Here is a 14,652-nt window from a genome sequence, read left to right as displayed (position 1 = left end):
TTCCAATGTAAACCCTTTCATAAAATCGGCGGCAAAGGAGCCCTTGCCAGGCAAGAGCTCACTTCTAATTCAGTTTAGCCGATAAAACTAAGCAGCTTCTGGCGCTTGCTGCGGAGCGCTTCCAGATCGATACTCGCCTCAAGCGCGTGGAGCAATCCTTCCCCATGCTCTGCCAGCTCTTGCTGGAGCCGTTCCGCCGCTGAAGCGTACGTATCCGCCAATTGCCGGGCATAAGCCGACTCCAGCGCCGCCGTTTGAAGGTCGGCGAAACGGGTCATCGGGCCGTTCAGCTTGATCTCAAGCTCCCGCCGAAGCGCCTGCTTGCCTTCCCCTTCAAAGAACTGCTTGGCGTTCTTATAGAAGCCTTGGATCCATTTCACCGTGATCTCATCGGCCTGCAACGTATCCTGCAACTTCGGCGTTTGCAGCTTCACCGGCTTGAAGCCCTCCGGCTCGAAGGTAGGAATCCGTTCGCGAATCTGCTCCGTCCATTGCTCCGCAGCCTGGCCTGCCAGCTTATTAATTTTGTTCTCGATGCGAAGCGTCGTCGCCAGTACTTCCTGCGACAGGTCGAAGGCCAGCATTCGAAGCAGGTCCTCCCATGCGGATTGAAGCAGGCTCTTCGTATCTCTTCCTTCCTCGCGGAAGACGGACGGGTTAAAGGCCAGATTATACAGCTCCCCGAAGCGGTAGGATGTCCGCTGCTTCACGTAATACAGCAGCTCGCGGATTTCTTTCTCGAGCTCCCGGGCCTCCGCCTCCGGATTCGGCTGATGCAGGAGGCTGCGGCCGTAACCCAGCGCTTCCCGGAGCTGCGCGGCTTGCCGCTGGCGCTCGGAAGCATCCGCCTGCGCCCCTTCCATCCAGCGGTCCAATACGTCCGCCGCCCTTTTGATATCGCCGTCCCCGGAACGGATCGCGATTTCCGTCAGCTCCTCGAACGTAAACCGGACAAACTCCTGTTCGAAGCGAAGCATCCCGGTGAGCGCGAGCTGCTCTGGATCGTCCTGCAGCTTCGCCTCCAAGCCATAATAGCTCGACAGCGGATAAATCCGCGGATGCCGGATGCCGTGCTGCAGCAGATTGCTCTCTACGTGCTTCACGACACCCTCCAGCTCCTCAGCCGAGGAAGCGAGGTCGGCGGCATTGACGATGAAGAACATTTTATCCATCTCGAAGCTGTCCTTCACCCGGCCCAGTTGCAGCAGAAACTCCTTATCCGCATGCGAGAAGGCGTGATTATAATAAGTGACGAACAGAATCGCATCCGCATTTTTGATGTAATCGAAGGCGACGCCCGTATGCCGGGCATTGATCGAATCGGCACCCGGCGTATCGACCAGGACGACGCCCTGCTCGGTCAGCGGATTGTGGTAGTACAGCTCGATGCCGTCCACAAAGCAGGAGCGGGTTTCGTCAGCTGCATAAGAAGCGAACCCTTCCAGATCGACGGACAGTTCACGTCCCAGACTCGGCTCCATCGCATCCCAGCCGCGCTCCACCGCCTTCAGGAAGCTGTAATGCGGCTTGCCTTTACCCGAAACCTGCTCGGCCCGCAGCCCCCGGATCGTTCTAAGCCCTTGCTCCAGGTCCGGCGCCGGCTGGTTCAGCACCTCAAGGGAATACAGCACGTCCCCGGACAGCTGCTCTCGCGTCTTGACCTTGACCTTGGCCGTTCCATGCGGCCAGCCCTGTTCCGGCTCAGGCGGCAAAATCTTGTTGATCGCCGCCGTTGTCGGGTTCGGCGATACGGGAAGCACCCGCTCGCCGATCAGCGCGTTGGCGAACGACGATTTGCCCGCGCTGAACGCGCCGAACAGCGCCACCGTGAAGCGGTTGTTCGCCAGACGGTCCGCCTTCTCCCGCAGGGAACGGCGGATCGTCTGCAGCGCGGCCACGCCGGCGAGCTCCTGCGCCGCGGCGTCCAGCCGCGCGGCGGCTTCGCGCAGCCGGCGGCGGTGGCCGCCGCCCGCAAGCGGCGGCGCTGCCGCAGCCGCGGCCCGCGGCGCGCCCGGCGCGAACGGCGCCGGAGCGGCGGCGGCTTCGCCAGGCGCAGCGGCCTGCGCCGGCGCCAGCGGGCCGGCCGCGGCCGGGTCCGGCAGCGCCGGGACCGCGCCAGCGGGCGGCAGCTGCGCGAGCTGCGCGGCGGCGTAGGCGGCGTCGGCCTGCGCGAGCTGCTCCAGCTCGTGCAGGCCGCGCAGCCGCTCGCCGAGCGCGGCGAGCTCCGCGCGCAGCGCTTCGCGCCGCGGGGCAAGCGCCGCCGCGAGCGCTTCCGCGAGGCCGTCCGCCGCGGCGAACGCCTCCTTGCGGTACTGCGCCTTCAGCTCGGCTGCAATCAGCTTCGAGTAGTTCAGCGTATACTCGCCGCCAAAGCCCGCCGATGGGTTCACCTGCGCGGCCAGCCACTCCGGCGTCACTTCGGCGTGGATGCGGTCCGCCGCGGCCGTCACTTCCGCTGCCGCAAGACCCTGACCCGCAAACGCCTGTTTCACCGTTTGCTGCACATGCCGCGCCACCTGCGTCTCCGCCTGCGCGGCAAAATCGTCCCGGAACGCCTCCAACCGGCGTTCGATCTCCTTCGCCGTCTTCGCCGCGCCTGCGAACAAACCCGCCTTGAAGCCCGGCCGCCGGGCTTCAAGGTATACGTGCGCGAGGTCCCGCGTCACGGCCGGGATCACGTTGGCGTTCTCGAGCACCGCGCCAACCTCTCTACGCGCCGCATCCCGCAGTGTCAGCGGCAGCGACTCCAGCCGCGCGAGCTCCGCCTCCGTCTGCGCGGCGAGCACCTGGGCCTCCTCCAGCCCGTCGTCGCCCGCAAGCCTAGCGCGGAGCGCCTCCTTCGCCGGCTCGCCGCGCTCCGCGATCTTGGCGGCATGCGCCGCAGCCAACGCGCGAGCCGACTTCTCCAGGCTCAGCCGTGTCAGCGAAGCCTGCATCCCGATCAGCTCGTGCAGCAGCCAGTCAAGCTTCGGCCACTCGCTGTTCGGATCGTCCGGCCGTTTGACGGACGTATACAGGATGCCGCTTGGCTCCACATGCCAATTGGCGAAAGCTTCCCGGACGCCTTCCCGGTAGCTCTCGAACGACAGCTCCCGCTCGCGGTGCTTATCGACCATATTGATGATGAGATAGAGCGGCTTGCCCCACTCGATCATTTTTTTCGCAAAAGCCAGGTTGATCTCCGATTGGACGTGATTGTAGTCCATCACGTAAAAGACGACATCCGCAAGATGCAGCGCCGATTCCGTCGCCAGCTGATGCGCGTCGTCCGTTGAATCGATTCCCGGCGTATCCAGAAGGGCGCCGTGCTCGCCGAGGAAAGGGATCGGATACGAGATCTCGACCGTCTCGATGTCCTCCCCGTTGCGGCAGTGCTCCGCCAGCGCATCCAGCGGCACCCTCTCCGAGCGTTCTTCCCCTCCCGGTTCGGTGCTGCGGTAAATGACCCGGGCGCCGCTTTCCCCGTTCACAATGCTCACGATATTCGCGCTCGTCGGAATCGGGCTGGACGGCAGCAGCGGGTGGCCGCACAAACGGTTGATCAAGCTCGATTTGCCGGCCGAGAAATGGCCGCAAAACGCCAAGTAAAGATGCCCGCTCCGCGCCTTGTCCAGCAGCTGCCGAAATTTCCTTGCATGCTCGTAATCGCCTTCTTGCTCCGCCTGCCGAAGCAGACGGCCTACCGCTTCCGTCATGGCGCTGTCGCCTGCCGGTGTCTCTTTATTTCGTTCCCCAGTAAGTGCTGTTATGTTCATTCGTTCTCTCCTACCTGCCCATGTCGAATTGCAAAGAAAAAAACCGAATCGCTTCGGTTTTTAGTGTACCATATTTTCCGTTTCAGGTATAAAAATTTCAAATACGTCCCGATGCTGAAGGATCGTAATGTCCTTGTCCTTCACCTTCATCACGACCACTTCCGGGCGCTGCTTCATCCGGTTCAAATAGTTCTCCGGCACGCTTCCGGACTCGGATACGGTGATGCCTTCGACTTGCTTCTCCTCGTTCTCCTTCAGCGGAGTCTCGAGCACCTTCTCATAAATATCGGAAAATACCTCGAAGTCGCTTGTATATACGGAAATGCATTTCATCTTGAATCCCAACCTTTCATTCTCGGTTTCATCTTCCTCAGGCTTTCGAAGAAACAGCCTTTGGTATAGTTTTCCTTCGTTCTGTCGTTTTCATACGTTTCTTGCCTTCACGGCACGAATCCAGCAGCGGACATGCCGCACAGTTCGGATTTTGCGCCTTGCAATGGTAGCGTCCGAAAAAAATCAACCGGTGGTGCGTTTGCGTCCATTCCTCGCGCGGCACCCGTTTCATCAGCTTTTTTTCGACTTCCAGCACCGAGTCCTTCTCGCTTGCGAGGCCCAGCCGTTTGGACACCCGCTCCACATGCGTATCCACGGCGATCGCCGGCACGCCGAATGCATTGGATACGACCACGTTCGCGGTTTTACGGCCGACGCCCGGCAGCTCGGTCAGCTGCTCGTGCGCCTTAGGCACTTCCCCATCGTACTTGTCCAACAGCATTGCGCATAAAGCCTGGATATTCTTGGCCTTATTGCGGAACAAGCCGATGCGCCGGATATCCTGCTCCAATTCCACCAAGGGGACGGCCAAATAATCCTCCGGCCTCTTGTACTTTTGAAATAAATCTTTGGTTACCTTGTTGACCGTCTCGTCCGTGCATTGCGCCGACAGAAGCACGGCAATCGTCAGCTCAAACGGATTCGAGTGATGCAGCTCGCAGTGGGCATCGGGGAACATTTCGGCGATCGTGTCCAATATATGCCGAACCAGCTCTTGATTCATGTCCCGATTCCCTTCTTTCTACTACGTTTCCTACAGTGTACCGAATCCTGGGCGGCGAATCAATCTCTTCCCCCGACAAAATACGAACTTTTTACGAAACCTTCCGGAGTTGTCGTCATTTTTTTCATCAACCTACCGTCCCGGGTCTCTAAATAGAAAAAAAACCGTCCATGCCGCAGGATTGTCCTACAGCATAGACGGTACGGAATTGCAAAAGTTGCAAGGCATGAGAAATAAATTATTGCTTCTCAATCTCGATGATTTTGTCATCCAGCGTATACAGCATGATTTCCTCGTTCTCCATAAACGCATTGGCCGCCACATTTGTAGTGCCTTTATGCAAATAAGCTTTGCTGAAGAAGTTGTACGTCGTTTTGTCGCCGTTCGCCGTCGGTTTAAGCAGCAGCTGGTTCAGTACGACATCGTACGATGAAACGATGCGCTTGGATGCGTTCGCTATTTGAATCGTCAGCTTGTCGTTTGCATCCTTGATGATTTCCACCCGGTCGTTCGGCTTAATGGTCGTAATCGCAGCCGAAACGTTCCCGTTTTGCTTGATGACGAACTGCTGCCCAACCGGAATGACTTGTACGGCGCCTTGGAAGTCCTGCACGGTCAATGTAAGAGCGTTTGGATCGACAGCCGTTACTTTGCCCCGGACCGTATTCAGAAGCTGCACCGTGTCAAGCTTGCTTCCGTTGAACGTCGCCTTGACATATTCATCCACCTGAAGATCCTCGAAGTCGTGCGTCGCTTTCCCCGGATTGGAGATGCGGTCGTTGCTGTCGATCGTAAAGGTCAGCTGCGCGCCCGTATCGTCCTTCACGCTGATCTGACGCGTGCTTGTGTTCGTGACGATCGTTTTGTACACGCCCACCTTCTTGAAGGTAATCTGGTTGATGTAATCCTGCGTCAGATTCAGCTGTATGGTGATGGCGTCTCCGACCTTAAGGTCCGATAACGTGGCGCCCGACCGGTTAAGCATATCGACAGGCACCGACGATACCGTGTTGAACGTGAGGTTTTGCCCTCCCGCGGTACGAATAGTCAATTGGTTCGTAGAGGTGTTCAGCTGCGCGACGGTTCCGTCAATTTGCGAAGACAGCTGAATTTGCACGATCTTATTCTTGGACACTTTCAGGTCTACCTTCTTGGCCTTGTTCCCGAGAGCGCTGTCGATAAACATGGACTGGAAGTTGGACAACGGAATCGTCGCGTCCAAATATTTGATCGCCGTGTTGTCGCTCATCTTGTATGCGCTCAGATCCCCGTTATCCGAGCTGACCATCAAGCCCTTCGTATCCGGGTCGTATTTGACGATCGTAGCGAAGGTGATCTGCTTGATGGAGCGGCTCGTCACCGTTGCACTGACGACTTTGTTGTTGACAAGCTCCAGCTTCAAATCGTCACCCGCCTCCAAATCATAGAGGCTTGCATTCGTCAAACCGTCGATAGTCACGATGGCGTTATCGGCCAGGTAGTATGCGCCAAGCTCGTTCGTGCCGCCCGCACGCGTGATCGTCAATATCTTCTTGTCGTCGCTGATGCTGCTTAACGTTCCTTGGACGGTCGTGCTGACGTCGGCCGTTTTCTTCACGGTGACGGAGGACATCTCGTTGGTTTTGACGTTATAGCTCACTTGATCTCCGATATGCAATCGGCTCAGGTCGGCCGGCGTGCCGTCGGGCAGCGTAACGAAAGCGTTGGCAGCGATCGAATACGTCTCCGGCTGGCCGGTCGTTTTTTCAAGGAAAGTAATCTTGTTTTGCGTCTTGTCGATATTCGTGACCGTTCCTTCCGCCTGCTTGCTGACCGGAATTTGCTTCACGACGATTTGCGAAAATTTCTGCTCCTTAAGCAGCGTATTGCGGCTCAGCTGAATGACGCTGCCCGGCGCGATCGAGCTAAGGCTCATGCCGCGGCCGTCCTTATCCGTTACCGCTACGTTAGGATCGAGGTAAACCACTTTCTGATTGCTTCCTTGCTGAAGCAGCAGGATCATATCGCTTAAAACCACTTGGTTAAGCGTACCTTCGATCGTCTCGAGCTTCTGCTGATCGTTCGTCAGCTCTATGTATAACGCATTGCCCGAGCTTTGTACGACGTACACTTCATTGGTCAGCTTGATCGCGGAAGCCGGAATCCGGCTGTCGTCCTTGGCGTTATATATGACCGTATCGGTGCTCAGGTTGTAGTCTTTCGTGTCCCCGTTTGCGTTCATAACGCTGATTTTGCGGTCCGTGAGCGACATGACGTAACCGGTGACTACCCGATCGGTTCGGGTAGTCAAATTCTTGTCCGCCCGGCTGAGGAACGTCGCCATTTGCGCCCGGGTCACTTTGCCCTTCGGCTGAAAGCTGTTGTCCTCGAAGCCCTGCACAATGTTCAAGGAAACCGCCGCATTCACATACCCCGTCGCCCATGAGGAGAAATCTTTGCCGTCCTTGAACGATACGGGCGCCGAAGCCTGCTGCTGGGCAAGCGATTGCTTGCCGATCGCGCGGATGACGAGCTTGGCCACCCACTCACGGGTCGCTTCCCGAGCCCCCCATGCCGTTTTGGCGTTGGTACCGTCCGCTTCCTCCTGAATGTTGATCAGGCCCTTATCGAACGCATAAGCTACATAAGGCTTGAAGTAGCTATCGACGGCAAAAGGAAGCACAATATCGGTTTTGCTCTTCTGCACTTCCCCTTCAAGCCCCATCAGGCGCAGCGCCATGACGATGACTTCCTGTTGAGAGACGGAGTTCTCCGGGCGGTATTCGCCTTTCTCATAGCCTTGAATGACGCCCATGGCTGCAAGCTTCGTAATATGCTTGAGCGCCCAATGCGTCGAGCTGACGTCCGTGAAGGAAGGAATCGCCTGCGTGCTGACGGTTGTTCCTGAGCCGGCGATATCGGCGGCGTACGCGGGACTGCTCATCAGAACGGAAAAGGCGAGCGCCGCGGCGGCCAATTTTCGAACTTGTTTACGATTGTTACCTTTCATGAAGGGGCTCCTCTCGGTAATCCTCTGCTGTCATGTATCCATAGCTGTTATTTGGTGCTTCGCTTGATCGGATGAGGCAAGTCCATGTGCCCCATCAAGCTCTCTTCTTGCTTCCCGTCCACGAGGATGTTGATCGACTGCACTTCCGGAAATTGGAACAAAGAGCGCTGCAGCGCGGATAAGATCAACTCTTCCCCTCCGGAGCCGAGTCTTGCTTCGGGCGCCATCGATAAATCGACCGTAAGCAACCCGTCCTTTAGCGTTGCGGTTTTGAAGGTGAACCCTTTAAACAGCGGGGTTGTCTTCGCATCGCCGTTCCCCGCCTGCGCTTTCAGGACGGCCAAGTATTTGTCCGAATCCTGTTTATAGGTGATCGTTGCTTCTTTCTCTACCAAATTGTTCATCTGATCGTCGCCGAAATAAATTTTAACCTTCGCTTGTTTCTGCTGCTCTTGTCCGGAGCTCGGCAGTTGTTGTCCGGAACTCGGCGGTTGTTGTCCGGAGCTCGGCGGTTGCAGTGAAGAAGAGGACGGCTTGTCCGATCCTGAGCCTTGCGTCTGCTTTGCCGGTTCTGAAGCCGGCCCTTGCGCCGGCATCTTGGCGTGGCCGCAGCCGGCCAGCACCATCCCCAGTATCGCCGCCGCTGTCATCACTTTCAGTCCATTCTGTAGCATCGTTACCCTCTCCTCAGTTTAGATTCAACTGCTTCTTAATGGCAGCAACGATGGATGCGGCAACCCGGTCCTGGAAAGCATCCTGAAACATTTGTGAATCTTCATTCCGGTTCGTCAGGAAGCCGACTTCCATTAATATGGAAGGCATATTAGTGTTTTTAATAACGTAGAATCGGTCCTGCTTCACTTGGCGGTCCGCGAAGCCCGTTGCTTCGAGCAGATACTTATGCACGAGCTCGGCGAACGGCTGGCTCTGCTCGGAGTAATAGTACGTTTCGGTACCGCCGATGTTTTCCTTCGACGCCGAATTGGCGTGAACGGAAACATACAAGTCCGCCTTCAAATTGTTTGCGAAGGATGCCCTGTCGGCAAGCTCAATAAACGTATCGTCGCTGCGCGTCATTCTTACATCGATGTTGGGATCCTGGGACAACAGCTTCGTAATTTTGGTACCGAGCGCCAGCACGAAATCTTTCTCATAGCGCTTCGTCACCGATACGGCTCCAGTATCCTTGCCTCCATGACCGGGGTCGATCACCACTTTATAACGCGTCTTTACCGGAATCAATTTGCCGGACAGCTCATTCGGGCTCGTGCTGCTGTCGCCGAGCTTAAACGAGGTCTTCTTGGGCAAATCTATTACCATTCTAACGATAGATGGTTCTTTTGAAAATAGGGAATAACGAATTTGCGAGACAAAATCGTTTTTGTCCGGAAACTTTCCTTCATTCTGCGCATTGACTTTATCCAGCAGCGACGGATCCAGCTTCGTATTCGGAAAATCGACGACAATGCGGTCCGGGCCTTCCAAATAAAAGATGTTCGGCTTCGCGATCGCTCCCGCGGCGCGGAACGTGAGCGTATCGTCTTTCAGCGTTACGCCTTGCAAGACAGGCAGCTCGTCGTTCTTGCTTCCGCCGTTCGTTCCCTGACCTGCTGCCGGAGAGGATGGAGGCAGCGCGGGTGCGCCGGTATTATCGCCGCTCTTCCCGTCTCCCGTCTTATCCCCAGCTTTGACCGGATCTCCCGGTTTAATCTCGGAAGCCGGCTGGTCGGCAAGACTATCCGTCTTTGAGCCGCCGGGCGTGCCGGTTACACTCCCCCCGGCCCCCCCTGCCGTCGCCGCAGCGTCCTGTTTCGAATTCCCGTCGTCCGGGTTAAATAAGAAGACGGAACGCGTCAAATCGTCCCAAGTCACTTTGATTCCGAACTGCTCGCTCACGAAACGGATCGGCAGCATCGTGCTCCCGTCAATAATTGTGGGAGCGGTTTCCAATTTGTACGCTTTGCTGCCCACGGTGGCATCCTTTTTATCGATCCACAGCTGGATGTTCGTCGTTCCTTTATCGATGGTTACTTTGCGGGCTTTCGCGTCCCAAGCGACCTTGGAGCCCAGCGATTCGGCGATAATGCGTACCGGAACAATGGTGTTCTGGTTTACGATGCGGGGAGCCACCTCCGCTGCGAGAGGTTTTCCGTTAAGAAACAATTCGATAGGAGAAGCCGCCGCAGAAACGGAGCCACCCAAGCACAAGAGCGACACGATCAGCAGAGTCATCCAAGCCGTAAATACTTTCATCCTGCACCTCGTATGTTTTAATTAATGATAAAGGGTGTTCTATGTAGAACGCTGGGGGACGTTGGAACAAAACGGAAAAACAAGAGGGGGTCATGGCGAAATCTACCATTCTATTAGACTATATTCTATCAGAAAAGTTGCACGATCGACGAAATAACATAAAATTTTCACAAAAAAGAGACCCGGCTGCCGTAAGGCAAGCAAGGTCCCTCCATTTAAGCGATTTGCATGTTTTTCGTTTGATGCTCGAGCAGGCTGCGGAATTGATCGCCGGACAAATTCTCCTCTTGAATCAAAATATCGAGCGACTGTTCGAATACGATACGGTACTTTTCAAGCAGCTCGCGCGTCGATTTCGTCAGCTCGTCAAGAATTTCGGAGTTTTCCTTCATCAATTCCTGCTTCGTTACCATCTCCCGGTCGATAATACCGAGCTTCGTCAGACCGGAATCCATCATCGTACGGACCATGTTCAAGGCCTGCTCGAAGTCGTTCCGGGAGCCGGTGCTTCGACCGCCGTAGAACATCTCCTCTGCCACAGCACCGCCGAGCGCGATCATGATTTGATGCTCGATCTGCTCCTTGGTGTACAAATATTGATCCTGCTGGGGATTGTGGCGAACGTAGCCAAGAGCCTTGCCCCGCGGACTGAGCGAAACCTGGGATACGGAGCCCGGTCGAACCAGCTCTGCCGCGATCGCATGGCCAAGCTCATGAAGCGCAACGCGTTCCCGTTCTTCCTTCGTCGATTCACGGTCGGTCTTCTCGCCCAACATGACTTTGTCAACCGCCAGCGACAGATGCTTCTGCTCAATTGCCTCGGATTCGTCGCGCATCGCATAAATTGCCGCTTCGTTCATAACGCTCTCCAGCTGCGCGCCGGAGAAGTGGAACGTTTCCTGTGCGATCTGGTCCAAACTGACATCCTCGGACAGCGGTTTGTTCTTCGCATGAATGTTCAGAATATGAAGACGGCCCTTCTTATCCGGCAGGTCCACCTCGATATGGCGGTCGAACCGTCCCGGACGCAGCAGCGCGCTGTCCAGCATTTCCTTCCGGTTCGTAGCAGCCATGATCAATACCCGCGGGTGAACGCTCGTATGAATGCCGTCCATTTCGGTCAGCAGCTGGTTCAGCGTCTGGTCGTATTCCCGGTGCTGCCCCCCGTCACGCTTGCCGCCGATGACGTCGATCTCATCGATAAAGACGATGGCGCTGTCTTTGTTTTCCTTAATGGCGCGGTTACGCGCTTCCTTGAACAAATCCCGAATGCGGCTTGCGCCGACCCCGACATACATTTCCACGAACTCGCTGCCGGAGGCCGCCATGAAGACGGAATTCGTGTAATGCGCCGCCGCTTTGGCCAGCAGCGTTTTACCCGTTCCCGGAGGCCCCGTCAGCAGTATGCCTTTCAGCGGGCGAATGCCCAGGCGCTGGATCTCGTCGTAGCGGATCAGGAAGTCGAGCGCCTCCGTCAGCTCCCGCTTCGCGCGGTCTTGTCCGCCGATATCGTCGAACGTCATATACGCAGGCGCCGCTTTGCTTTTGGTTTTGCGGTCCGAGCCGATGTTCATCCCGTTACGGGCCCTGGACATAAAGAAGAAAGTAGCAAGAATAGCCGACATGAACACGAGCGGAATCACGTTCACGCCGATAAACAGAAGAAACAGAATAATGACGGGCACCGTGCCGATGAGAATCTCTTTCCCGTACTTACTCATTCGGCCACACCCCCATCTTGGCCGGTGTGCGCGGAAGCATCACATACTTGCTCGCATCCCCGTCTATCATCGTAATATATACATAACGGTCATCCATCTCCGTCGTTACTTTCAATCCGTCGCCGGCCGCTGCGCTGCGGGCTTCCAGCGTCTTCGGAATTTGGGAGTACTGCTTCGTTTCCATCGCTTGTGCAACCTCGAACAACGCAGATGACCACCATTGGTCGAGCTTAGGCGAAGAAGCGTTATCCACTTTCAGCTTGAGCGTCCGGGTTCCCAGTGCCCCTGCGCCGTCTTTAGAGATTTTGGCATACGCTTCGCGCAGGCTGACGCCCGGATCCAGTTTCAGCTCCATCACGGCATCGGTTGTATTCAAATTAAGCGAAACCAGGTGTACGCCCGGAATCGAAGAAACCGTCTTTTGAAGCGGGCTTTCCATAGCGTAGCTCTGGTAAGCGAAATAACCACCGAACAACACGGTGCCCGAAATGAGCACACTCACGACAACCGGTATGAGACGTAGTTTCATAAAATGTACGTCCCCCTTTCTTTGTAATAAGTACTATCAATATATCAATTCGAACATATGAATAGTATATCAAATGTTATATACGAATTATATCATAGAAAGTTTCAAAGACGATGTGCAATCTGTGGAATGCCAATCGGTATTATCCCTCAATTCCTGAATTTTACCTCCAACTCACTGCTCGAAAGCAAAAAAGCTCCGCGGCGGCGGACCGGAAAATGCCGAGCTGTCGGGCTTCCAAGGTCTTTCGAGACGGAGCGGATTTGCTTTTTGAACGTTTTGTGGCAACTTTCATGCGTCGGCGCTATTGGATCGTCAACCGCCAGGTATCGATGAACGTGCCGTCTTTAAACGTATAATAATCGTAAAAATAATGATCGCGGTTGTCCTTGTCGCTGTGTACTTTATAGAATACTTCCCACACCGGCTGTCCGTTCATGAGCCCCGGCATCGTCCGAAGCACCTGCGCCGCAGGCTGCTTGCCTTTGACGTTTGCTTCCGCCTGGGCGGCCGTAATCCCGTCGGCAGCCATTTCGGTATGCGCGTTGTCCCCGTTCACCCATACAATGAGAGGCTGACCGATTTTGTCTTCCCCTTGGATCACCGTCACCTCTTGATCTCCTTCAAAGCGCTGAACGGTGTGAACCTTTGCAAGAATCGTCTTGCCGTAGGCAGCCGCCACCGCAGCCCGGTCCGCAGACCATTCGTCCTGCATGGCGGCAACAAACATTCTGGAAGCCAGCACGACCAGCACGACAATCGCGGCGGCGAAGCCAAGTCCCCATTTCCATTTCTTGCTCAACCGCTGCTCCTCCCTTCCCCGGCGCGGACTAGCCGGCTGTCAGCCTTTCAAAGCAGCGCTGCGCATCGAATTTTACTTTCTCTTCGTCAATCGTCAGGCATACCCCGCCCCGAACGACCCAGCGGCCGTCAATGCAAACATCCGTTACATCGCGTGAGGAAGCGGCATATACCACATGCGAAATGAAATTAGTCCGCGGGAAATAATGCGGCTGATCAATATCCAGCGCAATCAGGTCAGCTTTCATGCCAGGCTGCAGTGCGCCTACGTCGCCGAGCCAGATGGAGCGCGCTCCGTTCAGCGTCCCCATCTTGAGCGCTTCCCACGCAGGAACGGCTACCGGATCGCCCGACACCCCTTTGTGAAGCATCGCGGCGAGCCGAATCTCTTCGAGCATGTCGAGGTTGTTGTTGCTGGCAGCGCCGTCGGTTCCGAGCGATACGAGCACACCGGCCTGCAGGAGCTCCGGAACGCGGGCCACGCCGCTGGCCAGCTTCAGATTGCTTCCCGGGTTATGGCTGATCCTAACACCGTAGTTCTTGAGCACGGCGATTTCCTCGTCCGTCAAATGAACGCCATGAGCCAGCAACGTCGGACGGGAAAAGACACCTAGCTTCTCGAGATGAGCTACAGGCCGTGCTCCGTATTGGTCGACGTTCTCCTGCACCTCGCGCGCTGTTTCCGACATGTGCGTATGGATCGGCAGATCCAGATCATGGGCCGCCTGCACGATGCGCTCGATATAGTCCGGCGGGCAAGTATAAGGCGAATGAGGCGACATCATGGTCGTAATCCGGCCTTCCGCCTGGTTGTGCCAGGTTTTGGCGAACTGGACCGCTTCGGCAAGCTTCGCATCCTGCACCTCACGGGGGCAGAGACCGATGACACCCCGGGTCAGGCAAGCGCGTATACCGGCCTCCGCCGACACTTCCGCCACCTGGTCCATATGGTCGTACATATCGACGAAGGTCGTCGTGCCGGTCTTGAGCATTTCCAGCAGCGACAGCATCGTTCCCGTCCGTACATCCTGACCGGTGAATTTCCCTTCCATCGGCCACATCTTCTCCTGCAGCCATACCTGAAGCGCCATGTCATCGCCATATCCGCGCAGCAGCGACATCGCCGCATGACCGTGCGTATTGACGAAGCCCGGCATATAAAGCCTGTGTCTGCCGTCGACGACCTCATCGTAGACCGTATCCGCTGGAGGCTCCTGCTCTCCGATATATGTAATGGTATTTCCTTCGATTACCATGTAACCGTGAATCAGCGGTTTCTCTTCATTTAATGTAATAAAAATGCCGTTGTCGATCCGAGCTCTCTTCAACTTCATCCGTCCTTCCATTCCTTATATCCCGTCCGTTTCCACTGTACATCTTCAGCAGGCCAAAATCAAGCCGACGCCTTGCCCTTCATGGCAGAATCCACATATTAGGAAGAAGCTTGGCATATTCTAGATTGGATAAACTTTGATTGCTTTTCTTTGCGTCATTGTGTTATTTTTATTTTTGGTGTTAAGGGGCTTTGGAATAACACCCTTTTTTAA

At 55.9% G+C, this 14,652-nt stretch carries 10 protein-coding genes; all 10 read right to left on the bottom strand.

Annotated features, from left to right (window positions below; translation table 11 throughout):
* Positions 1-74: 74 nt before the first annotated feature.
* Complete coding sequence (locus tag O9H85_RS11305; RefSeq protein ID WP_269881460.1) at positions 75-3,755, bottom strand: dynamin family protein; 3,681 nt, start codon at positions 3,753-3,755, stop codon at positions 75-77.
* Positions 3,756-3,815: 60 nt separating this feature from the next.
* A complete protein-coding gene (locus tag O9H85_RS11300) occupies positions 3,816-4,088 on the bottom strand; it encodes an NAD/NADP transhydrogenase alpha subunit (protein WP_269881459.1) in 273 nt (90 codons plus the stop codon).
* 37 nt (positions 4,089-4,125) lie between these two features.
* Positions 4,126-4,812: an endonuclease III gene (gene nth, locus O9H85_RS11295; protein WP_269881458.1), complete on the bottom strand. Its 687-nt coding sequence runs from the start codon at positions 4,810-4,812 to the stop codon at positions 4,126-4,128.
* Between the two features lie 238 nt (positions 4,813-5,050).
* Positions 5,051-7,801, bottom strand: coding sequence for an S-layer homology domain-containing protein (locus tag O9H85_RS11290; protein WP_269881456.1), 2,751 nt, complete (start codon positions 7,799-7,801; stop codon positions 5,051-5,053).
* 47 nt (positions 7,802-7,848) lie between these two features.
* Complete coding sequence (locus O9H85_RS11285; protein ID WP_269881455.1) at positions 7,849-8,475, bottom strand: GerMN domain-containing protein; 627 nt, start codon at positions 8,473-8,475, stop codon at positions 7,849-7,851.
* Positions 8,476-8,488: 13 nt separating this feature from the next.
* A complete protein-coding gene (locus tag O9H85_RS11280) occupies positions 8,489-10,054 on the bottom strand; it encodes an N-acetylmuramoyl-L-alanine amidase family protein (protein WP_269881454.1) in 1,566 nt (521 codons plus the stop codon).
* 215 nt (positions 10,055-10,269) lie between these two features.
* Positions 10,270-11,775, bottom strand: a complete 1,506-nt coding sequence (locus O9H85_RS11275) for an AAA family ATPase (RefSeq protein ID WP_269881453.1) — start codon at positions 11,773-11,775, stop codon at positions 10,270-10,272.
* Positions 11,768-12,304 carry a hypothetical protein gene (locus O9H85_RS11270; RefSeq protein ID WP_269881452.1) on the bottom strand — a complete coding sequence of 179 codons (537 nt, stop codon included), beginning with the start codon at positions 12,302-12,304 and terminating at the stop codon, positions 11,768-11,770. The genes O9H85_RS11275 and O9H85_RS11270 overlap by 8 nt, the downstream gene beginning before the upstream one ends.
* A gap of 304 nt (positions 12,305-12,608) precedes the next feature.
* Complete coding sequence (locus O9H85_RS11265) at positions 12,609-13,106, bottom strand: cell wall elongation regulator TseB-like domain-containing protein (protein ID WP_269881451.1); 498 nt, start codon at positions 13,104-13,106, stop codon at positions 12,609-12,611.
* Between the two features lie 28 nt (positions 13,107-13,134).
* Positions 13,135-14,439, bottom strand: a complete 1,305-nt coding sequence (locus O9H85_RS11260) for an amidohydrolase (RefSeq protein WP_409348126.1) — start codon at positions 14,437-14,439, stop codon at positions 13,135-13,137.
* Between the last annotated feature and the right edge of the window lie 213 nt (positions 14,440-14,652).

The organism is Paenibacillus gyeongsangnamensis (assembly GCF_027533625.1).
GTDB lineage: Bacteria > Bacillota > Bacilli > Paenibacillales > NBRC-103111 > Paenibacillus_G > Paenibacillus_G gyeongsangnamensis.
Note: the sequence above shows the minus strand (reverse complement) of the source record. Positions and strands in the feature narration are given on the sequence as shown.